This window comes from Rhodanobacter sp. MP1X3 (assembly GCF_014207165.1).
Taxonomy (GTDB): domain Bacteria; phylum Pseudomonadota; class Gammaproteobacteria; order Xanthomonadales; family Rhodanobacteraceae; genus Rhodanobacter.
In genome coordinates this window covers 196,672-215,418 of record NZ_JACHCO010000009.1, presented here as the reverse complement: position 1 = coordinate 215,418, position 18,747 = coordinate 196,672, and the positions used below count along the sequence as shown (strand labels likewise).

The window sequence follows — 18,747 nt, the reverse complement described above, 5'->3', positions numbered from 1 at the left end:
GCACTCGTGGTCCAGTCCGACACCATTCTTCTCGATGGCAACCATCTCACCCGCGTGCAGCTGGTTGCCGTCGCACGTTCCGGCAGCAAGGTTTCGCTTGATCCAGCAGGCCTGAAGCGCGTGCAGCGCGCCGCGGATTTTCTGGCCGAGAAAGTCAGCTGCGGTGAGCCAACCTACGGCGTGACTACCGGCTTCGGCAGCAACGCCGACAAGCTGCTTGGCGCGCATCGTCTGCGCGACGAATTGCCTGGAGCGGCTCTGACCAAACGTGGTCCACATGAAACCGAAGGCACGCTGCTGGAAGAGCTGCAGCACAACCTGATCATCACGCACGCGGTCTGTGTGGGCAAACCGTTCGGCGAAGACGTGGTGCGGGCCATGTTGCTGATCCGCATCAATACGTTGATGCGCGGCCATTCGGGCATACGCGTCAGCACGCTCGAAGCGTTGACCGCGATGCTCAATGCGGGCGTGGTGCCGGTGGTACCGGAGAAAGGTTCGGTTGGTGCCAGTGGCGACCTTGCGCCTTTGTCGCATCTGGCAATCGTCTTGCTGGGTGGTGGTGAGGCGTTCTATCAGGGCGAGCGCGTTTCCGGTGCGGAGGCGTTGAAGCGCGCGGGGCTCGAACCGATTCGCTTGTCGTTCAAAGAAGGTCTGGCGCTCAATAACGGTACTGCACAGATGCTGGCCACCGCCGCGTTGGCGCTGGATACGCTGGAACAATTGCTGGCTACCGCCGACCTCGCAGCCTCGATGACACTCGATGCATTCGCCGGTCGCAGCGGCGCCCTGCGGCCGGAAGTGCATGCGCTGCGTCCACATCCGGGACAGGTGGAAACCGCGGCGAACGTACGCGACCTGCTCGTCGGTTCGACCTTGATCGATATCCCGTATCACCTGGTGCCGCGCTTCAAGTCGTGGAGCGCCGAGGCTTGGAGTGAGCCGGACGACCAGGCGCTGAGCTTCGATATTGGTTGGGAGTGGGTGCCTGCGAATCAGCGGCATGGTCGCGAAGCGTTTTACAGCCGCTTCCTGCCGTTCAAGGGTGGCAAGAAGCATCAACCGCAGGATGCCTATAGTCTGCGTTGCATGCCGCAGGTGCACGGCGCCGTGCGCGATGCATGGGCACAGGCGTGTCGCGTGATCGACATCGAGCTGAATTCGGTCACCGACAATCCGCTGATCTTTCCCGACGCCGAAGATGCGCAGTTCATCGAGGAGCAGGTGATCTCCGCCGGCCACTTTCACGGCATGCCGCTGGCGCTGGCCATGAGCTACATCAAGGCGGCGATTCCGGTATTGGCATCGATTTCCGAACGGCGCCTCAACAAGCTGGTCGACCCGGCGACAAATGACGGTTTGCCTGCGTTTCTCACGGGAAATGAGGATGGCACCGATTCCGGTTTCATGATCGTGCAGTACACCGCTGCCGCCTTGGTCAACGACCTTGCCACGCGTGCGCATCCCGCCAGCGTTTACTCGGTACCCACCAGCGCCAACGCCGAAGATCATGTCTCGATGGGCGCCAACGAAGCTCGCCACGTGCTGGAAATGACCGATGACCTCAGTCATGTGCTGGCGCTGGAAATCTACACGGCCGCGCAGGCGCTCGATTTCCGCCAGGCCATGTTGAACGCCGCACGCAGGCTGGCAGCGCGTGCCGGTTGGCAGGCCATTGCCGACAAGATCACCAACGCACCGCGCGAGGATCACCCGCATTACGCGCAATTCGTCACCGAGGTGAAGCAGCTTACGGCAGCGTTGGCCGAGACCGGTGATTTCCACGCGGGCACGCGTGTGCGCGATGCCCATGCGGTATTGCGCCAGCACATCGATTTCATGCATCGCGATCGCGCGATGGATGGCGAGGTGCGCATGGTGTGTGAACTGGTCCAGCAGGGCGCGTTTCGTCGGTCGCACTGATTTCTTTTTTCGCGGAGTTACTCATGAGCCTTATTCAGACCCCGGTGTCCTACGGCGAATTGATCGACAAGATCACCATTCTCGAAATCAAGTCACGCCGTATCACTGATGACGCCAAGCTTGCCAACGTACGCAACGAGTTGGACATGCTCAACGCTACCTGGGCCAACGACGCGGCCTCACAAACGGACATCGCCGACGAGCGCGAGCGTTTGCATGCCGTTAACGAAACGCTGTGGGACATCGAAGATGCGATCCGCATGAAGGAGCGCGCGCAGGCGTTCGATCAGGAGTTCATCGAGCTGGCGCGTGCGGTGTATTTCCGCAACGACGAGCGCGCCGCGTTCAAGCGCGAGATCAATATCAAGCTCGGTTCGGAGCTGGTCGAGGAAAAGTCCTACCAGGACTACCGCGCGGTTTGATTGGCGCGATCAGGCCACGCCAAGATCGAGCGCGGCAGCTTCGAAGCGCTCGATCACGTCGTTCACGCTGATCAGATCCATCACGCCGGGCCGCTCGATTTTGCTGCCCCACGCGAGTTCGCTCGCGGGTTTACCGAAGTATTTTTGCGCCGCCTCGTCGTACTTGTTGACGCACCAGCGGCGGTCCGAATACGGGCCGGAGCGGTCCGGATTGCTGGCCGCATGCAGGCCGAGTACTTTCGTGCCGACGGCGTTGGCCATATGCATCGGCCCGGAATCCGGCGTCAGCACCAGCTGTGCACGACCGAGCATGGCCATCAGGCGTTTGAGCGTGTCCTTGCCGGTAAGGTCGAGCGGTGCGTGTTTGCAGGCGGTCAGCACGGCGTCGGCCATCGCGCGTTCGCCTGGCGATGGGCCACCGATCAGCACCACACGCCAGCGGCGTGCGCTGGCATGATCCATGGCGGCGGCATAGCGCTCGGGCCGCCAGTTGCGCAGCGCGTGGCTGGAGGTCGGACTGACCAGCAGGGTCGGTGCATTGCCGGGTAATGTGTCGGCAGCCCAGGCCAGGGCCTCATCAGGAACAGGAATATCCCAGCGCACCTGCGTCTGTTTCAGCCCAAGCGGTTCGATAAAACTACCCAACGCATCAAGTACGTGCTCGCCGCTGCGCGCGGGAATGCGCCGGTTGATCACCAGGCCATGCAAATCCTTCGAGCGCGCCGCGTCGTAACCGATCCGCTGTCTGGCCTTGATGCCCAGACTCAACAGATTGGAGCGCATCGCCACCTGCATTTGCAGCAGCGCATCGAAGCGTTGCCCACGCAGTGCCCTGTGGGTTTCGCGCATGCCGGCCCAACCGGTACTCTTGTCGAAGGTGACGAACTCGACACCGGGCAGGTCGCCGACCAGCTTGCGCTCGAGCTTGCCGACGATCCATGTCAAAGAGGCTTGCGGCCACGCCTGTTGCAGCGTGCGCACCAACGGCACGACGTGGGTAACATCACCAATGGCGGAAGTGCGCAGCAGGCAGATCGAGTCGGGGGCTGTCATGAGGCTTGGGCTAGAATCGTCGTGTTGAATCGGCGAACGTGAAGGGCGCCGAGATCAGACGCCTTCAGGCAGGATGATGCAGGAACGAACGCACAAAGATACAACCGATGTGGTCCTGTTCGATGCGGATGTGTCGCCAGACGTCGCCAATGACTGGTTCTCACCCGATTACTGGCGTTCGCGCGATGCCTTGCGTGTGCAAACTGGCGGCCGCGGCGGTGTAGCAATGATCAGCACGCCTGCCGGCGAATGCGTGCTGCGGCACTATCGCCGCGGCGGCATGGTGGCGGCACTGATGGGTGATCGTTATCTCTGGACCGGTGCCGATCGAACGCGCGCTTTTGCGGAGTTTCGGCTACTTGGTGAAATCGCCCGGCTCGGGCTACCCGGTCCGCAGGTTGTTGCTGCGCGATATTGCCGGCATGGCGTTTACTACACCGCTGACTTGATCACTCGCCGCATCTCCGATGCGCCGACGCTCGCCGAGCGTCTGGCCGCCGGACAACTCGATACCAAGCTTGCCGAAGACGTAGGCATGCTGGTCGCGCGATTCCACCATGCTGGCATCTGGCATGCAGACTTGAATGCACACAATATCCTGGTGACTCCAGGGCAGCTTTATCTGATCGACTTTGACCGTGGCGAGTTGCGCCAGCCGGCAGAGGCGTGGCGGCTTTCCAATCTGCAGCGGCTGCGTCGTTCGCTGGTGAAACTCGGCGCGGCAGCGCACGGTGATGCGGCATTCGAGCAAGCCGTCTGGCAGCCCCTTCTTTATGCTTATCAGCGTACATTCGACGCATGAACTGGCATCTGCATTTTCTTGGCGTGGGCGCAGCGCACGCAGTCGAATTGGGTTCGTCTGCCGCTGTGTTCGAACGCGATGGTGAGCCGCTGCTGTTGATCGACTGCGGCCCCGATACGCTCGATCGCTATCAGGCCGCTTACGGTGCGCCGCCCCGTGCGCTGTTCATTACGCATACGCATATGGATCATGTGGCGGGACTGGAGCGGCTGTTCTTTCGCTTATGGTTCGACGAGCAACTGCGCGGCAACACCAAGGTTTTTCTGCATGCTGCGCTGTTGCCCTGGTTGCAGGCGCGCGTCGCAGATTATCCCGGTGCACTGGCCGAAGGCGGTGTCAATTACTGGGAGGCGTTTCGGTTGGTGCCTTGCACGCGAGGATTCTGGCTGGATGGGCTGTGGTTCGACGTTTTTGCTACGCGCCATCACGCGCCGGGCACATCCTACGGTCTCGCGCTGGACGGCAGTTTTGTCTATACCGGCGACACGCGGCCGATCCCCGAGGTTCTTGCCCGATATGCCGGTGGCCCGGAGCTGATTGCGCATGACTGCGGCCTGGTAGGCAACCCGTCGCATACTGGCGTGGACGATATCGAGCGCGAATACGACGATTCCCTGCGTGCGCAATGTCTGCTGTATCACTACGGCAGTGCCGCCGATGGCGCCGCGCTTGCGGCCCGCGGATTCCGTATTGTCGGTACCGATGAGCGTGTGTTGGTGGCCAGGCCAGCCACTCCAAGGGCTGATGCGGGTTGAGTTGAGCAACGCTTGCTTGCCTGTATAACGCCCTGACGCTATCCTTCCGCTTCTTTGTCGGGCCGGATTGTCTGACGGAAGAGGTTGCATGGAGAGGTGTCCGAGTGGTTGAAGGAGCACGCCTGGAAAGTGTGTATACGGTCAAACGTATCGCGGGTTCGAATCCCGCTCTCTCCGCCAAATTTGAGCAATAAGTGCGACAGCCAACCGGCTCGGCGCATTGAAACAAGCAAGCTGGACAAAACAGCTTGACGTCTATGGTGGCCCCGTCGGTCCCCCCGCGACGATAGTTCGCAAACTCCGCCAGGTCCGGAAGGAAGCAACGGTAGCGAATGATTCGGGTGCCGGGGTGTGGCTGGCGGGGCCGCCGCCTTTTGGGTGCTGCCTCGCAACCCTTGCGACAGTCCTGGCGCAAAATGGCTGGTATCGCGCGGCGCCGGCTACTGACTTGCCATCGCCGACTTGGCACAATCGTCCTTTGCCCTCATGTTGGTAGCCATGTCCTATCAGGTACTCGCACGCAAATGGCGGCCACGCAAGTTTTCCGAGCTGGTCGGGCAGGAGCACGTGGTGCGCGCACTCACCAATGCACTCGACACCGGACGCATGCACCACGCCTATCTGTTCACTGGCACGCGCGGCGTCGGCAAGACCACCATCGCCCGAATTTTCGCCAAGTCGCTGAACTGCGAGCGCGGGCAGTCCGCTGATCCCTGCGGTGAATGTTCGGTCTGCACCTCGGTGGATGAGGGCCGCTTTGTCGACCTGCTGGAAATCGATGCGGCCAGCAATACCGGTGTGGACGACGTGCGCGAAGTGATCGAGAACGCGCAGTACGCACCGTCGCGCGGACGCTTCAAGGTGTACTTGGTCGACGAGGTGCACATGCTCTCGCGCAACGCGTTCAACGCGCTGCTGAAGACACTGGAAGAACCGCCACCGCACGTAAAGTTTCTGCTCGCCACCACCGACCCGCAGAAGTTGCCGGTGACGGTGCTGTCGCGCTGCCTGAAGTTCAATCTGAAGCGACTGCTGCCGGAGCAAATTTCCGGCCAGATGCGGCACATCCTCGGTGCCGAGAATATTGCGTACGAAGACAGCGCGATCGGCGAGCTGGCGCGCGCGGCCGACGGCTCGCTGCGCGACGGCCTGTCGCTGCTTGATCAGGTGATTGCCTACGGCGGCGGCTCACTGCATGCCGACGACGTACGCACCATGCTGGGTAGCGTGGCGCGCGGTCAGGTGCTTGGTGTACTCGAGGCACTGGCAGTCGGAGATGGCGAAAGGCTACTAGCCGAGTGCACACAGATCGCCTCGTACTCACCGGATTTCGGCGGCGTGCTGGATGATCTGGCCAGCGTGCTGCATAGGCTGCAGTTGATCCAGCTGATTCCGGGTTACAAGCCCGAAGAGGGCAGCGACGACGACAGCGCGCTGGTAACGCTGGCCGAACGCATGACGCCGGAAGACGTACAGCTGTATTACCAGATTGCCACCTCGGGTCGACGCGATCTGGCCATTGCACCGGACGCTCGTACGGGCTTCGAGATGGCAATGCTGCGCATGCTGGCGTTTCGGCCGGATGATGGCGCGCCGGTGGCACGTACCGCCCAGCGACCTGCTGGCACCAGCCCACCGGCGGCGCCACGTACCAATGTCGCTGCGCTTGAGCGTCCTCCTGCTGCCGCGGCAACGCATCAACCGATGGATGTGGCGCCGCCCAGGCAGGCGCCTGCGCCGCGTGTGGATGCGCCAGTTGCCGTGGCACCGACGCCGGTTATCGCACCTCTGGCTCTGGACGAAAAAGGCCTGCCGCATTGGGAAAGCCTGATCGAACGGGCAAACTTGCGTGGCCCATTCGGCCTGTTGGCGCAGAACGCACTGCTGCGCGAACGCGACGGCAATACACTGGTACTCGCTTTGCAGCCGGCGCATATGAGCCTTGCCGTCGAGCCGATGGTCAGCCAGATGGAAGAACGCATTGGCCACGCACTTGGCGAACGCATCCGCTTGCGCTTTGTCAGCATCACGTCAAGCGCCGTCGCGGAAACGCCGGCAGCCCGTGCGGCGCAGGCGCGCGATACGGCGCAGTCCGCCGCCGAGGAGTCGATCGAGGGCGATCCGCTAGTGCAATCCCTCAAGCGTGAATTCGGCGCGCGCGTGGTACCCCAATCCATCAAACCCTTTAACCAAAATCTTTAGTAGCGGAGTCATGCGATGAAAGGACAGATCGGTCAATTGATGCAACAAGCGCAGCGCATGCAGGAAGACATGAAACGCGCGCAGGACGAGATTGCCAAACTCGAAGTGACCGGCAGTGCCGGTGGCGGCCTGGTCAGCGTCGTGATGACGGGGGTGCATGAAGTGCGCCGCGTGCAGATTGATCGGCAGACCTTTGCCGACGATCCGGAGATGGCTGAGGATCTGGTAGCTGCGGCGATCAATGATGCAGTGAACAAGGTGGCTGAAGTAAGCAAGAACAAGCTCGGCGGCGTTACCGCTGGCATGAATCTGCCGGCCGGCTTCAAGATGCCGTTTTGATTTTTTCGGCACGTTGATTTTCTACCGGGCTTTGGCCGTCCGAGCCCCAACTTATCCATTAACCGCGCGGATTCATGAGCAAGCTGCTGAGTGATCTGATCGAAGCCTTGCGTTGCCTGCCGGGCGTGGGCAACAAGAGCGCGCAGCGGATGGCCTTCCATCTGCTCGAGCGCGAGCGCGAGCGTGGGCTGAAGCTGGCGGCAACGTTGGAGCAGGCGATGCGGCGCATCGGCCGCTGTACGCAGTGCCGCAACTTCAGTGAAGATCCTTTGTGCGCGCTCTGCGCCAGTAGTAGTCGTGATCGTCAGGTGCTTTGCATCGTGGAATCGCCGACCGATCTGGCGGCGATCGAGCAGGCTACTGGCTATCGCGGCCAATATTTCGTATTGATGGGGCGGCTTTCGCCGCTGGATGGTCTGGGGCCGGAAGAGCTGGGTCTGGTTCAGCTTACGCAGCGCCTCGGCGAAGGCGAGATCGAAGAGATGATCATCGCCACTAATCCCACCGTCGAAGGCGAGGCAACCGCACATTACCTCGCTCAACTGGCCCGCGCTGGCGGCGTGCGGCCGACCCGATTGGCCCATGGCGTGCCCCTCGGTGGTGAGCTGGAATACGTCGACCGCGGCACGCTGGCGCATGCCTTCGGCAGCCGACAGTTACTGGATTGATTCACATAAGGAACCTGGGCATGAGCGACACCATTTTCAGCAAAATCATTCGCCGCGAAATTCCCGCGGATATCGTCTTCGAGAATGATGACTTGCTGGCTTTCCGCGACGTGAACCCGCAGGCGCCGGTGCACGTGCTGTTTATTCCCAAAAAACCGTTCGCCACGCTCAACGACGTGCCCGCATCGGAGTCCGATTTGCTGGGCAAGCTGCTGCTCGCTGCGGCGGCCTATGCGAAGCAGGAAGGTTTTGCCGAGCAGGGCTATCGCACGGTGATCAACTGCAACCAGGATGGCGGGCAGACGGTGTTTCATCTGCACGTGCATTTGCTGGCCGGGCGTCATCTCAATTGGCCGCCGGGCTGATATGGCAGATTGAAATAAGTGCCATAAAAAAACGCCGGCATACCGCCGGCGTTTTTGTCTGCCAATGCGCTTAGCGGTGAACTGGTTGCACGACGATCACGCGTGGGCCGCCCCAACCGTAGCCGCCCCAACCGCCACCCCAGTAACCGCCGTAGTAACCCGGTCCCCAAGGGCCGCCCCAGTACGGGTCGTAGTAGCCGGGATAACCATAATTGGCCACGCGCTTGGGCCACAGATAGACAACATCTGCTTCGACGCGTGGGTAGGCATAGTCAAAGTCGCCAACTTTCTGCGACACGGTACCGTGCAGCGTACCGGTGACGGTCAGCTCGCGGCCGCGGGTGAAGACTTCCGGATCATAGAATCCGGTGCGGCAGGCGACGAAGCGTCCCTGATTGTCGCCTTCGCTGCCACGGATCGGACGCGCCTGGCTATCCAGTGGTCGCGAAAGTACATAGAAGCAGGTCCCCTGCTGACCGGGTTCTGTCTTGATGATCTCGCCGCCCCAACGCACATGGGTGCCACCGGCGCCGCCTTGCTGGGCGCTGGCGGTGGTGACATTGGTGTAGGTGCCTTGAAGCGGTTGCGGTACCGTCACGCAACCACCCAGCAAGGCGATGGTAGCAGCGAGGGTGAGCGGGCGATACAGTGACATGGCGGCATCTCCGGAAGGTACGACGGCGCATGCCGTCGGATTGACGTTATTTGACCACGCGGGTGACTCGGAATTCCCTTGCCGCACGTCGAAATGCATACAACGGTTCAGGTGCCGGTATGTCATTCGCATAGCGCAGTTCCAGGTAACTCTTCATCAGCGTCGTAAGTTCATCACGTTGGTGCGGCAGGGCGCGTGCGGCGCGGCTTAAATAATGCTGTGGACCTTCACTGGATCGTCGCACGATTCCCTCGTGCGCCAATTTCCGTTCAAGCTCACGCAGTGCTGTTCTCAGACTATCGCGCGGCTGCCTTCGCAATAACGCCCAGCCCAGCCCGATGCCAATAAACAGCACGCTCCCTATGGCGAGCAACACGCCTAGCGTTGCTGTATCGACATCACGCACCCCAAACGGTGTAAGCAGGCCGCGCTGACGCAACGAGTCAAACCCGATAACGCCCTGAGCCCACCAGCGGTTGACGATGTCCCAGCGATTGCGGATGCCTTGCAGCCAGTCGGTGCGATACCAGGACAGCTGGTCGCCGGCTGCGGCCGATGCGCCCATCGATACCCGCTCGGGACGAACGGCGCCGGTGGGGTCGACGCGTATCCAGCCGCGCCCGGCCAACCACACTTCGCTCCACGCGTGGGCGTCGGAGTTGCGCACCAGCAGATAGTTGCCGAACTTGTTCCAGTAGCCGCCCTGATAGCCAGTGACCACGCGCGCAGGGATGCCGGCGTCACGCATCAGCAGCGTAAAAGCGGACGAGTAGTGCTCGCAAAAACCTTCATGAGTGGAGAACAGAAAATCATCGACCGCATCGCGACCCAGCGGTGCCGGCGCCAGGGTGTAGCGAAAGCCGCCATCGTGAAACAGTGACAGGGCAGCCTGCACGATCGCCGCATCGTTGTTGCCGAAGCGCTGCCGCCACTGGGCTGCCAACGCGAGCGTACGTGGATTGAAACCGATCGGCCGCTGCAGGCCAAGCCGTCGCGCGCGATCGTCCAGGTCGGGCTGCAGTCGATAGCCCAGTGCCGAACGCAGCGTGTAGTTGAGTGGATCGTTCACCGGCTTGTCGGCCAGTATTTCGTGATCTGGCTGCATCCGCGCCTGGGCAGGCACGCTCAACGGCACGTCGAGCGCAGGCAACACGCGCTGGTGCGTAGGCACAAGGCTGACGCTGTAGTTGATCGTGGTGCCGGCTTCGATCGGTGTTGGCACTTGCATCTCGTCATGCCGGACAAATGCGCGTCGCCAGCTACGACCGTCGTAATTCCACATCACATAGGCGCGGAAATAACGTTGGTCTGGCGGCGGTGGCGCACCATCAAACGTGACGCGCATCGCCGGGCTATCGTCGATCAGCAGATCGGTGAAGTTGCCTGGTGACATGCTGTCGCTGAGGCCGATACGTGCCTCGTCGGGCGTGGGCGCTCCCCACAATGGCTCGCTGAGACGAGGCACCAGCAGGAACGCCAGCAGTGCCATCGGTATCGCGGCGACAAGCAACACCAATCCGGGTAGCAGTGTGCGTGGCAGGCTCACCGGCACTTGCGCCGGTTCAAGCGCACGCAGGGTTGCCAGCGCCGGCAACAGACCCAGTGCCACAACAACCGTAGCGACAAGCCCTTGATCGATCAGCAGCGCGCTCATCAGGGCGAAGCAGGCAAAACCGACACCGACGTGTACATCACGAGCCGTTTCGGTTTCGAGCAGCTTCAGTATCAACAATCCAACGGCCAGGGCTGTGCCGGGTTCACGGCCAAAAATATTGCCGTAGCTAACGACGACAGCCAGCGTCAACAAGGCGAGCAGTGGTATTTTCAGCCAAGCCGGCACGCGACCCATGTGCCGCCGCCGCTGCCACCAGCGCCAGCCAAGCGTCAACGCCAGCGCGATGCTCAGCCACCAGGGCAGATGTGGCGCATGCACCAGCAGAACCAGCGTCACCGTAATGCTGAGCAGGTCGAATACGCGGTTGTCGATGGCCGGTTCTACCGGTTTTTTGCGGCGTGCCCAGAGTGTCACGGCAGCTGTGCCAGCATGTTCATACAGTGCGCGTAATGCAGTGGACCGCTGCTCGCGGCAATCTCGCTGTCGGGTAACCACAGGCTGTAACTGCGCCGCTGCGCCTGCGCTTCGCTAACCCAGCGTGCCAGTCGTGCAATGCGTGACTCGTTGTCCATGCTTCGCAACTGGCGCCAGTCCAGCTGCCACTGCGGACGGCTTTGCGGCTGTTCGAAATCCTTCACCAGCAAATTGTCGTGATGGGCGCTGGCCTTCCAGGCGATGTGACGTTGCGGATCGCCCGCACGATAATCACGCAGCGCGGCCAGCTCATCACCTCGATACAAGCGCATGTGGCGCGCATCGTCGGCCGGCGCGCGCGGCGGTGGACCCGCCGATTCAGGCCGTGGCCACACCAGCACGGACTGATCCGGATACAGCCAGCTCCACGCACGAAACAGGCCCAGCGGCCAGGTGGTCCACAATCTGATGCGCGGTAGCGGCTGCCATCCTCTATAAGTGGTGGCTAGAATCATCTTCACCGTTGCTGTCCCGTCTGCTTCGATCGCGAACGCAGTGAACGTGTCATCGAGATCGACGCGTATCGAACTGCGTGCTCGCACGGTTTCGAAAACCAGCGTCAGTTCGATCGGCTGCCCCACAACGGCATGCCCTGCGCGAATATGACTAAGCCGCAAGCCATCGAGGGTGCGAAACCCGAACAGCATGCTGGTAGAGCTGGCGGCGCCGAGCAGACAGGTCAGCAGCAGCGCGGCGTTGTTGGAATAGTTGAGCGCACCGACCATCATCACCAGCAGCAGGATCGAGAAACCGAGGCCGAACATCGTCGGTACGATGTAGATGCGCCGGCGATGCAGTTCGATCGGCAAGGTTTCCGGACGACGGTAACGGGTGAGCGCGGGCAGCCGGCGCTCGGCCCAGGTTTGCAGTCGCTGCAGCAAGTCGCGCATCAATCCACCGCGACCTCGGCCAGCAGTTGGCGAGCCAGGAGATCGCCATTGGCGCCGCGTGCCGGCAGCAGGCGGTGCGCAGCCAGTGGGACGAACAGGGCCTGGATATCTTCTGGCAGCACGTGCGAACGACCGCTCAGCAAAGCCCATGCACGTGCAGCACCAAGCAGGGCCAGGCCGGCACGTGGTGACAGGCCTACGCGAATTTCCGCGTGCCGGCGGCTGGCGGTGAGCAGGGCTTGCAGGTAATCGAGCAGGGCGGTACTGGCGGTAATCGCCAGCGACTGCTGGTGCAGCGCGAGTAGTCCCGCTCCATCGAGCTGCGGTGTCAGCTGTGCCAGCAGGTCACGGCGATCACTGCCGGTAAGCAGCGCGCGCTCGGCGTTTGCATCGGGATAATCCAGCGACAGCCGCAACATGAAACGATCGAGCTGCGAGTCAGGTAGTGGAAACGTACCGTTGAGATCGAGCGGGTTCTGCGTGGCGACGACGAAGAACGGCTGTGCCAGCACATGCGTCTGGCCGTCCACCGTCACCTGATTTTCGGCCATCGCTTCCAGCAATGCACTTTGCGTTTTCGGGCTGGCGCGATTGATTTCGTCGGCCAGCAGAAGGCCGGTGAAGATCGGGCCGGGATGGAAGCGGAACGTGGCGGTTTCGCGCTCGTAAATGCTGACGCCGATGATGTCCGAAGGCAGCAGGTCACTGGTGAACTGCACACGCTGAAAGTCGAGCGCGAAGGTTGCGGCCAGTGCGTGGGCGAGGGTGGTCTTGCCTACGCCCGGCACGTCCTCCAGCAAGAGATGTCCACCGGCGATCAGGCACGTAAACGCGAGCTTCACCTGCCGTGGCTTGCCGAGCAACACATGGTTGACCTGGGCTATCGCGGCTTCAAGATGCTTCTGCAGAGTCTCGTCGCGCGGCTGGATGTTGGCGGCCATGGTTCTTCTTGGGGATAGCAGGTGGACGGAACGCCATCACTGACGCAGCTGAGCCAGTGTAGCGTTCGCCTTCGCGTGTTGGCGATGGTTCGCCATGAGCTGTTTGCCGGTGCGACGAAATGCGCGGCAGTAGCGATCTTCAGCCATTGGGGAGGCGTTGATCGCGTTCTTTTCGCTGCTTGCTTATGGAATCACGATCCCGCATTCGCGCAGCAGCCGCGCCAGGGCAATCAGCGGCAGTCCGATCAATGCGGTGGGGTCCTGGTTGTCGATACGCTCGAAGAGGCTGATACCCAGGCCTTCGCATTTGAAACTACCCGCGCAGTCGAGCGGCTTTTCGCGCTCGACATAGCGTTCGATGTCGGCAGTGTCGAGTTGGCGGAAGTGCACGCTGGTGTGATCGACATGCGTTAGCCGACGGCCATTGCGGGTATCCAGCAGGCACAGCGCCGTATGAAACTGCACGGTGCGGCCAGAGCTGGCCGCCAATTGATGGCGTGCGTTTTCAGCGGTGCCGGGTTTGTCGAGAACCTGCCCGTCGAGTTCGGCGACCTGATCCGAGCCGATCACCAGCGCGTTGTGCAATCCATCGGCGACAGCCTCGGCCTTGGCAATCGCCAGTCGCAGCGCGCGCGTTTCGGGTGGCTCACTGGCGAGTGCCGTTTCATCAGTGCCCGGCGTACGTTGTTCGAAATCGGAAACCAGCCGGCGCAGAAGTTCTGTCCGATAGCGAGAGGTGGAGCCGAGCACGATGCGCACGTCACCGCGGTGCTGCGCAGTCATCATGCTTCGGGTTCGCGGCGAATGTGCTCGCGCATGGCACTGTTGAGGTCGCGCTGCGCCTGGGTCAACGCTTGCAGTAGCGGCTGCAGGCGATCACGGGCGCTGCGCATCGACAGTGCGGCTTCATCCAGCTCGCGCTGGCTGGCCTGCGGCGAGCGGTCGCGGATCCATAGGCGTTGTTGGAGCAGGGCTCGCAAACCGGCGTCGATCGCGTTTTGCGCATCCTGCTCGCTGGCAGCTGGCAGATCGGGATTGAGTGACATCACGGCATGGGCCTGCTCCAGGCCAGCCCGGCAGGTTTTCAGATCAATTTCGAGCCGATCGGCGAGGTCGAGCAGATACTGGAGGCTTGATGTTCGTTTGGCCTGGCGCCGGCGTAACAGGATCAGCCAAGCCGCAACAGCGATAACAAGTAATGCGAGTGCGGCTATGCCGAGCGTCAAATTAGGCATTCACGAAACTCGGCTCGGGCTGCAATGGCATGCAGTTTGCCGCATTGGAACCTCGTAGGGCAAAATAAGCGGCCGTTTCAGTCGATTAATGCCGCCTTTTAACGGTATCGGTTGACTTAAGTGCGCTAGAAACCTAACATTTACAGATTATGTCCGTGACACTGCCAGAGTCCGTGGACGCTTGGCGCATGGTTTCGGCGCGGCGTTCGTTCGAGGGAATGCTACCCATCGCCGCACTGGCACGCCTGTGCGACATGCTGGCAGCCAGCGAAGGTGTCGTCGAATACGCGCTGGATTTCGGTCGTGACAGCCTTGGCATCAGCTATGTTGATGTGCGTGCCGAGGCGTCGTTGACCGTTATCTGTCAACGCTCGCTTGAACCGTTTGCGCTGCCGGTTGTGGTGAATACGCGACTGGGTTTGATCAAGCAGGAGCGCGATGAGGCTGGTTTGCCGCCTGAGTGCGAACCGCTGCTGGTTGCTGAAGATGGTCGGTTGAACCCGGCCGATGTGATTGAAGATGAATTGCTGTTGGCGCTGCCGCTGGTGCCGGTAAATCCGGATAGCAGCCTGCCCGACGACGTAACAGGCCACGAGATGGAAGAGGAATTTTCCAGCGAGGGGCGTTCCGAGAATCCGTTTGCGGTGTTGCGCGAACTGAAGAAGTAGCCACCGACCTGATTCATCTGATCCAGGTCACGTTGATTTAGTCCACTAAAAGTTTTCGCTGGAGAAATACCATGGCAGTTGCCAAGAGCCGCCGTACCCCGTCCACCCGCGGCATGCGTCGTTCGCACGACGCGCTGAAGACCGTGCAGCTGTCCACCGATCCGACCAGTGGCGAAGTGCATCTGCGCCATCACGTCACCAAGGATGGCTACTATCGCGGCAAGAAAGTGATCGAGACCAAGGGCGCGGTGTCGGTCGAAGATTGATGGGTTCTGCGGGAATCTTCTCTGATCCCCGCTGATCATCGGATCATGCGAGACGGCGCGGTGACGCGCCGTTTTGCGTTTCTGTCCGGTGGAAAGTAACGTGGCGTGGTTTATATCGATGTGGCGATGCCACTCGACACCCTGTTTTCGTTGATGGATAGGTAATGACCCAGATCTACTCCCGCATCATCGCTACCGGCAGCGCACTGCCTGAGCGCGTGGTAACCAACGCTGATCTGGAAAAGATTGTCGACACCAGTGACGAATGGATTCGCACCCGCACCGGTATTCGTCAGCGTCATATAGCGGCGGACGGCCAGACCACCGGTGACTTGGCTTTCGAAGCGGCGCAGCGCGCGTTGGAAGCGGCTGGCGTCAAGGCGTCCGAGCTGGATCTGATCGTGTTGGGTACCACCACGCCCGATATCATTTTTCCGTCCACGGCGTGCCTTGTTCAGCATCGTCTCGGCGCCAACGGTTGCGCCGCGTTTGACGTCAACGCAGCCTGCTCGGGCTTCGTCTATGCGCTGGGCGTTGCCGACAAATTCATCAAGAGCGGCGCGTCCAAGAAAGTGCTGGTTATCGGTGCCGAAACATTGACCCGCATGGTCGACTGGACGGAGCGCGAAACCTGCGTGCTGTTTGGCGATGGCGCGGGCGCGGTGGTGCTGGAAGCGTCCAGCGAGCCAGGCATCTACGCTACCTGCCTGCATGCCGATGGCGGGCACAAGAATCTGCTGTACAACCCAGTTGGCGTGTCGGCAGGTTTTACCGACGAGCCCAACCACGGCGTGCGTATCCGCATGGCCGGCCGTGAAGTGTTCAAGGTCGCCGTCAAGACGCTCGACTCGCTGGTGGGTGAAACCCTGCAGGCGGCCGGCATGGAGGAATCGGATATCGACTGGCTGATTCCGCACCAGGCCAATCTGCGCATCATCGAGGCCACGGCCAAGCGCTTGAAGATGTCGATGGATCGTGTGGTAGTGACGGTCGACAAACATGCTAATACCTCAGCGGGATCGGTACCGCTGGCGCTCGATTACGCCGTGCGATCAGGCAAGGTGCAACGTGGCCAGAACCTTCTGCTGGAAGCGTTTGGCGGCGGCTTTACCTGGGCGTCGGCCTTGCTGCGCTATTGATGCCTGTTCGATCTAACTCGATAGTTGCCCAACGATGCCGCCTAGTGCGGCATCGTGCTTTTTATCACGTGAAAAGTGGGATACAGCTGCGTATGGCTCGTGATGCTGGCACCATGGCGGTTTTCCTCGAAAAGAATTCACCAGACTCATGAGTTCAACATCTGCGTCGCTTGCTTTTGTTTTCCCCGGTCAAGGTTCGCAATCGATTGGCATGCTCGCCGAGCTGGCCACCGTGCATCCCGAAGTACAGGCGACCTTTGAAGAGGCGTCGCAAGGAGCAGGTCTTGATCTGTGGAACCTGACCTCACAGGGGCCTGAGGACCAGCTCAATCGCACCGAAAATACCCAGCCGGCATTGTTGGCTGCCAGTGTGGCGGTGTGGCGCGTATGGCAGAAGCTCGGGGGCGCGAAACCCGCTCAATTGTCTGGCCACAGCCTTGGCGAATACAGCGCCCTGGTCTGTGCGGGCGCGCTGTCGCTACACGACGCAGCGTCGCTGGTGGCGGAGCGCGGACGCCTGATGCAGGCGGCGGTGCCGGCTGGGGTTGGCGCCATGGCGGCGATCCTTGGCGGTGATGATGCGCAGATTGCGGCCGTGTGCGAGGAGGTGGCACAGGGCCAGGTCGTTTCACCGGCCAATTTCAACTCGCCCGGCCAGTTGGTGATCGCAGGCGACGCGGAAGCGGTGGATCGAGCGCTGGCGCGGCTGGCCGAGTTGGGCGTGAAGAAGGCGATCAAGCTTGCCGTCTCCGTGCCTTCGCATTGTGCATTGATGCGGGACGCCGCCGATCGGCTAGGTGAGCGCATGGCCTCCATTGCCTGGCAGTTGCCATCAATCCCGGTCGTGCAGAACGCCGAGGCGCGTTCTTACGATGCGATTGACGATATTCGCTTTGCACTGCAGCGTCAGCTTTACCTGCCCGTGCGCTGGACCGAGTGCGTGCAGGCGCTGGCCGGTGCTGGTGCCTCGCGCATCGTTGAATGCGGCCCGGGCAAGGTACTGACGGGTCTGATCAAGCGCATCGACAAGACGATCGAAGCGCGCGCTGTCGGCATGCCGGCGGATATCGATGCGGCGGTTGCCGAATGGGTCTGACCGCTAGCGTGATCTTTTTTCAAATATTGAACTCCAGGAATCCCTCTCGATGAGCAAGACACTGCAAGGTGAAATCGCGCTGGTTACCGGCGCCAGTCGCGGCATTGGCGCGGCGATTGCCGATGAATTGGCCGCCATGGGCGCCACTGTGGTCGGCACGGCAACCAGTGAAAGTGGTGCTGCCGCCATCGGCGAGCGGCTGGCTGCGCACGGTGGCCATGGCCGTCTGCTGAATGTCACCGATGGCGCCGCGGTTGAAGCGTTGATCGATGGCATTGGCAAGGAATTCGGCGCGATCTCGATTCTGGTCAATAACGCCGGCATCACCCGCGACCAGTTGCTGATGCGCATGCGCGAGGAAGACTGGAATGTCATCCTCGATACCAATCTCAGTTCGGTCTACCGTACTTCCAAGGCGGTGATGCGCGGCATGATGAAGGCTCGCAAGGGACGCATCATCTCGATCGCCTCGGTGATCGGACTTACCGGCAACCCGGGCCAGTCCAACTATGCCGCCGCAAAGGCCGGCATCATCGCGTTCTCCAAGTCCCTGGCACGCGAAATCGGTTCGCGCGGCATCACGGTCAACGTGGTGGCGCCTGGTTTCATCGATACAGACATGACCAAGTCTCTGCCGGAGGAGTCAAAACAGGCTTTGCTGGGGCAAATCGCGCTGGGCCGCCTTGGAGAGGTGGCCGATATCGCCAAGGCGGTGGGTTTTCTGGCCTCGCCCGCGGCGGCCTACATCACCGGCGAAACCCTTCATGTCAACGGCGGCATGTATATGCCATAAGGCCTGCGGGCCTGGTTGTCGCCAGCGGACACGTTTTAGGCGACAATTACTCTTTCGCGTGGGCACTGGTGGCCTTCGCTTGGTATTACTGGCGTATCGTGGCGGCTTTGCAACGAAGCCACTACAATGCCGCCGGGCCTGTGCAGGCAGTCGCCTGCACAGACAAACAATTACTCCTTGAGAGGTATGGGCAACATGAGCACCATCGAAGAGCGCGTCAAGAAAATCGTCATCGAACAGCTCGGCGTAAAGGAAGATGAAGTCACGGCGAACGCTTCGTTCGTGGACGACCTGGGCGCCGATTCGCTCGATACGGTGGAACTGGTCATGGCACTTGAGGAAGAGTTCGAGACCGAGATTCCTGACGAAGACGCCGAGAAGATCACCACCGTGCAGCAGGCTGTTGACTACATCAAGGCCCACTCCAAGGATTGATTGATACGACA

21 protein-coding genes, 1 tRNA gene and 1 other RNA gene are annotated in these 18,747 nt (G+C 61.3%); 16 read left to right on the top strand and 7 right to left on the bottom strand.

Translation table 11 applies throughout. The annotated features are described in order from the left end of the window. The first annotated feature begins 6 nt into the window (after positions 1-6). Both HDE79_RS20280 and HDE79_RS20275 read left to right on the top strand, forming a co-directional pair. On the top strand, positions 7-1,923 hold the full coding sequence (locus HDE79_RS20280; protein ID WP_184604799.1) for an aromatic amino acid ammonia-lyase: 1,917 nt from the start codon (positions 7-9) through the stop codon (positions 1,921-1,923). Between the two features lie 23 nt (positions 1,924-1,946). After that, positions 1,947-2,345 (top strand): DUF6165 family protein, encoded by a 399-nt coding sequence (locus HDE79_RS20275; protein ID WP_184604797.1) that lies wholly within the window; start codon positions 1,947-1,949, stop codon positions 2,343-2,345. Positions 2,346-2,354: 9 nt separating this feature from the next. Here the strand turns inward: HDE79_RS20275 and HDE79_RS20270 are convergent, their stop codons facing one another. Beyond that, positions 2,355-3,398, bottom strand: a complete 1,044-nt coding sequence (locus tag HDE79_RS20270) for a glycosyltransferase family 9 protein (protein ID WP_184604795.1) — start codon at positions 3,396-3,398, stop codon at positions 2,355-2,357. Between the two features lie 76 nt (positions 3,399-3,474). On the opposite strand from HDE79_RS20270, the gene HDE79_RS20265 reads away from it, so the two are divergent. From HDE79_RS20265 to HDE79_RS20230, 8 genes are all read left to right on the top strand, one after another. Continuing rightward, positions 3,475-4,200: a 3-deoxy-D-manno-octulosonic acid kinase gene (locus HDE79_RS20265; RefSeq protein WP_184604793.1), complete on the top strand. Its 726-nt coding sequence runs from the start codon at positions 3,475-3,477 to the stop codon at positions 4,198-4,200. Continuing rightward, positions 4,197-4,955 (top strand): MBL fold metallo-hydrolase, encoded by a 759-nt coding sequence (locus tag HDE79_RS20260; RefSeq protein ID WP_184604792.1) that lies wholly within the window; start codon positions 4,197-4,199, stop codon positions 4,953-4,955. Before HDE79_RS20265 ends, HDE79_RS20260 begins: the two co-directional genes overlap by 4 nt. Before the next feature lie 90 nt (positions 4,956-5,045). After that, positions 5,046-5,135 (top strand) — tRNA-Ser (locus tag HDE79_RS20255). Between the two features lie 87 nt (positions 5,136-5,222). After that, positions 5,223-5,319: signal recognition particle sRNA small type (gene ffs / locus HDE79_RS20250), an RNA gene on the top strand. 134 nt (positions 5,320-5,453) lie between these two features. Next, the gene (dnaX, locus tag HDE79_RS20245) at positions 5,454-7,157 is read left to right on the top strand and encodes a DNA polymerase III subunit gamma/tau (protein WP_184604790.1); all 1,704 of its coding nucleotides are present in this window, start codon (positions 5,454-5,456) and stop codon (positions 7,155-7,157) included. Positions 7,158-7,172: 15 nt separating this feature from the next. Beyond that, positions 7,173-7,496 (top strand): YbaB/EbfC family nucleoid-associated protein, encoded by a 324-nt coding sequence (locus HDE79_RS20240; RefSeq protein WP_184604788.1) that lies wholly within the window; start codon positions 7,173-7,175, stop codon positions 7,494-7,496. 74 nt (positions 7,497-7,570) lie between these two features. Next, entirely contained in the window at positions 7,571-8,164 is a 594-nt protein-coding gene (gene recR / locus HDE79_RS20235) for a recombination mediator RecR (RefSeq protein WP_184604786.1), read from the top strand. A gap of 20 nt (positions 8,165-8,184) precedes the next feature. After that, positions 8,185-8,529 carry a histidine triad nucleotide-binding protein gene (locus HDE79_RS20230; protein WP_184604785.1) on the top strand — a complete coding sequence of 115 codons (345 nt, stop codon included), beginning with the start codon at positions 8,185-8,187 and terminating at the stop codon, positions 8,527-8,529. Between the two features lie 70 nt (positions 8,530-8,599). On the opposite strand, the gene HDE79_RS20225 is transcribed toward HDE79_RS20230, so the two are convergent. From HDE79_RS20225 to HDE79_RS20200, 6 genes are all read right to left on the bottom strand, one after another. Beyond that, a complete protein-coding gene (locus tag HDE79_RS20225; RefSeq protein WP_184604783.1) occupies positions 8,600-9,184 on the bottom strand; it encodes a Slp family lipoprotein in 585 nt (194 codons plus the stop codon). A gap of 46 nt (positions 9,185-9,230) precedes the next feature. Beyond that, positions 9,231-11,213, bottom strand: coding sequence for a DUF3488 and transglutaminase-like domain-containing protein (locus HDE79_RS20220; RefSeq protein ID WP_184604781.1), 1,983 nt, complete (start codon positions 11,211-11,213; stop codon positions 9,231-9,233). Continuing rightward, complete coding sequence (locus HDE79_RS20215) at positions 11,210-12,163, bottom strand: DUF58 domain-containing protein (RefSeq protein WP_184604780.1); 954 nt, start codon at positions 12,161-12,163, stop codon at positions 11,210-11,212. Before HDE79_RS20215 ends, HDE79_RS20220 begins: the two co-directional genes overlap by 4 nt. Next, positions 12,163-13,104 carry a MoxR family ATPase gene (locus HDE79_RS20210; protein WP_184604778.1) on the bottom strand — a complete coding sequence of 314 codons (942 nt, stop codon included), beginning with the start codon at positions 13,102-13,104 and terminating at the stop codon, positions 12,163-12,165. The genes HDE79_RS20215 and HDE79_RS20210 overlap by 1 nt, the downstream gene beginning before the upstream one ends. Before the next feature lie 183 nt (positions 13,105-13,287). Further along, positions 13,288-13,887: a Maf family protein gene (locus HDE79_RS20205; RefSeq protein WP_184604776.1), complete on the bottom strand. Its 600-nt coding sequence runs from the start codon at positions 13,885-13,887 to the stop codon at positions 13,288-13,290. Then, positions 13,887-14,339: a hypothetical protein gene (locus HDE79_RS20200; RefSeq protein ID WP_184604775.1), complete on the bottom strand. Its 453-nt coding sequence runs from the start codon at positions 14,337-14,339 to the stop codon at positions 13,887-13,889. The genes HDE79_RS20205 and HDE79_RS20200 overlap by 1 nt, the downstream gene beginning before the upstream one ends. A 188-nt stretch (positions 14,340-14,527) precedes the next feature. On the opposite strand from HDE79_RS20200, the gene HDE79_RS20195 reads away from it, so the two are divergent. The 6 genes from HDE79_RS20195 to acpP all read left to right on the top strand — a co-directional run bounded on the left by HDE79_RS20195 (position 14,528) and on the right by acpP (position 18,736). Continuing rightward, complete coding sequence (locus tag HDE79_RS20195; protein WP_184604854.1) at positions 14,528-15,007, top strand: YceD family protein; 480 nt, start codon at positions 14,528-14,530, stop codon at positions 15,005-15,007. A 71-nt stretch (positions 15,008-15,078) separates the two neighbouring features. Further along, positions 15,079-15,273, top strand: coding sequence for a 50S ribosomal protein L32 (rpmF, locus tag HDE79_RS20190; protein WP_077441856.1), 195 nt, complete (start codon positions 15,079-15,081; stop codon positions 15,271-15,273). 164 nt (positions 15,274-15,437) lie between these two features. Next, positions 15,438-16,412 carry a beta-ketoacyl-ACP synthase III gene (locus HDE79_RS20185; protein ID WP_184604773.1) on the top strand — a complete coding sequence of 325 codons (975 nt, stop codon included), beginning with the start codon at positions 15,438-15,440 and terminating at the stop codon, positions 16,410-16,412. Between the two features lie 148 nt (positions 16,413-16,560). Beyond that, positions 16,561-17,508, top strand: coding sequence for an ACP S-malonyltransferase (fabD, locus tag HDE79_RS20180; RefSeq protein WP_184604771.1), 948 nt, complete (start codon positions 16,561-16,563; stop codon positions 17,506-17,508). A 49-nt stretch (positions 17,509-17,557) separates the two neighbouring features. After that, a complete protein-coding gene (fabG, locus tag HDE79_RS20175) occupies positions 17,558-18,301 on the top strand; it encodes a 3-oxoacyl-ACP reductase FabG (protein ID WP_184604769.1) in 744 nt (247 codons plus the stop codon). A 195-nt stretch (positions 18,302-18,496) separates the two neighbouring features. After that, complete coding sequence (gene acpP / locus HDE79_RS20170) at positions 18,497-18,736, top strand: acyl carrier protein (protein WP_007805185.1); 240 nt, start codon at positions 18,497-18,499, stop codon at positions 18,734-18,736. Positions 18,737-18,747 lie beyond the last annotated feature (11 nt).

Excerpts from the sequence above, each read along its gene's own strand:
- recR (WP_184604786.1), top strand. The coding sequence starts at position 7,571 with ATGAGCAAGCTGCTGAGTGATCTGATCGAAGCCTTGCGTTGCCTGCCG.
- fabG (WP_184604769.1), top strand. The coding sequence starts at position 17,558 with ATGAGCAAGACACTGCAAGGTGAAATCGCGCTGGTTACCGGCGCCAGT.
- HDE79_RS20275 (WP_184604797.1), top strand. The coding sequence starts at position 1,947 with ATGAGCCTTATTCAGACCCCGGTGTCCTACGGCGAATTGATCGACAAG.
- dnaX (WP_184604790.1), top strand. The coding sequence starts at position 5,454 with ATGTCCTATCAGGTACTCGCACGCAAATGGCGGCCACGCAAGTTTTCC.
- HDE79_RS20260 (WP_184604792.1), top strand. The coding sequence starts at position 4,197 with ATGAACTGGCATCTGCATTTTCTTGGCGTGGGCGCAGCGCACGCAGTC.
- acpP (WP_007805185.1), top strand. The coding sequence starts at position 18,497 with ATGAGCACCATCGAAGAGCGCGTCAAGAAAATCGTCATCGAACAGCTC.
- HDE79_RS20200 (WP_184604775.1), bottom strand. The coding sequence starts at position 14,339 with ATGCCTAATTTGACGCTCGGCATAGCCGCACTCGCATTACTTGTTATC.
- HDE79_RS20270 (WP_184604795.1), bottom strand. The coding sequence starts at position 3,398 with ATGACAGCCCCCGACTCGATCTGCCTGCTGCGCACTTCCGCCATTGGT.
- HDE79_RS20230 (WP_184604785.1), top strand. The coding sequence starts at position 8,185 with ATGAGCGACACCATTTTCAGCAAAATCATTCGCCGCGAAATTCCCGCG.
- HDE79_RS20210 (WP_184604778.1), bottom strand. The coding sequence starts at position 13,104 with ATGGCCGCCAACATCCAGCCGCGCGACGAGACTCTGCAGAAGCATCTT.
- HDE79_RS20205 (WP_184604776.1), bottom strand. The coding sequence starts at position 13,887 with ATGACTGCGCAGCACCGCGGTGACGTGCGCATCGTGCTCGGCTCCACC.
- HDE79_RS20195 (WP_184604854.1), top strand. The coding sequence starts at position 14,528 with ATGGTTTCGGCGCGGCGTTCGTTCGAGGGAATGCTACCCATCGCCGCA.
- HDE79_RS20265 (WP_184604793.1), top strand. The coding sequence starts at position 3,475 with ATGCAGGAACGAACGCACAAAGATACAACCGATGTGGTCCTGTTCGAT.
- HDE79_RS20240 (WP_184604788.1), top strand. The coding sequence starts at position 7,173 with ATGAAAGGACAGATCGGTCAATTGATGCAACAAGCGCAGCGCATGCAG.
- fabD (WP_184604771.1), top strand. The coding sequence starts at position 16,561 with ATGAGTTCAACATCTGCGTCGCTTGCTTTTGTTTTCCCCGGTCAAGGT.
- HDE79_RS20215 (WP_184604780.1), bottom strand. The coding sequence starts at position 12,163 with ATGCGCGACTTGCTGCAGCGACTGCAAACCTGGGCCGAGCGCCGGCTG.
- HDE79_RS20185 (WP_184604773.1), top strand. The coding sequence starts at position 15,438 with ATGACCCAGATCTACTCCCGCATCATCGCTACCGGCAGCGCACTGCCT.
- HDE79_RS20225 (WP_184604783.1), bottom strand. The coding sequence starts at position 9,184 with ATGTCACTGTATCGCCCGCTCACCCTCGCTGCTACCATCGCCTTGCTG.
- rpmF (WP_077441856.1), top strand. The coding sequence starts at position 15,079 with ATGGCAGTTGCCAAGAGCCGCCGTACCCCGTCCACCCGCGGCATGCGT.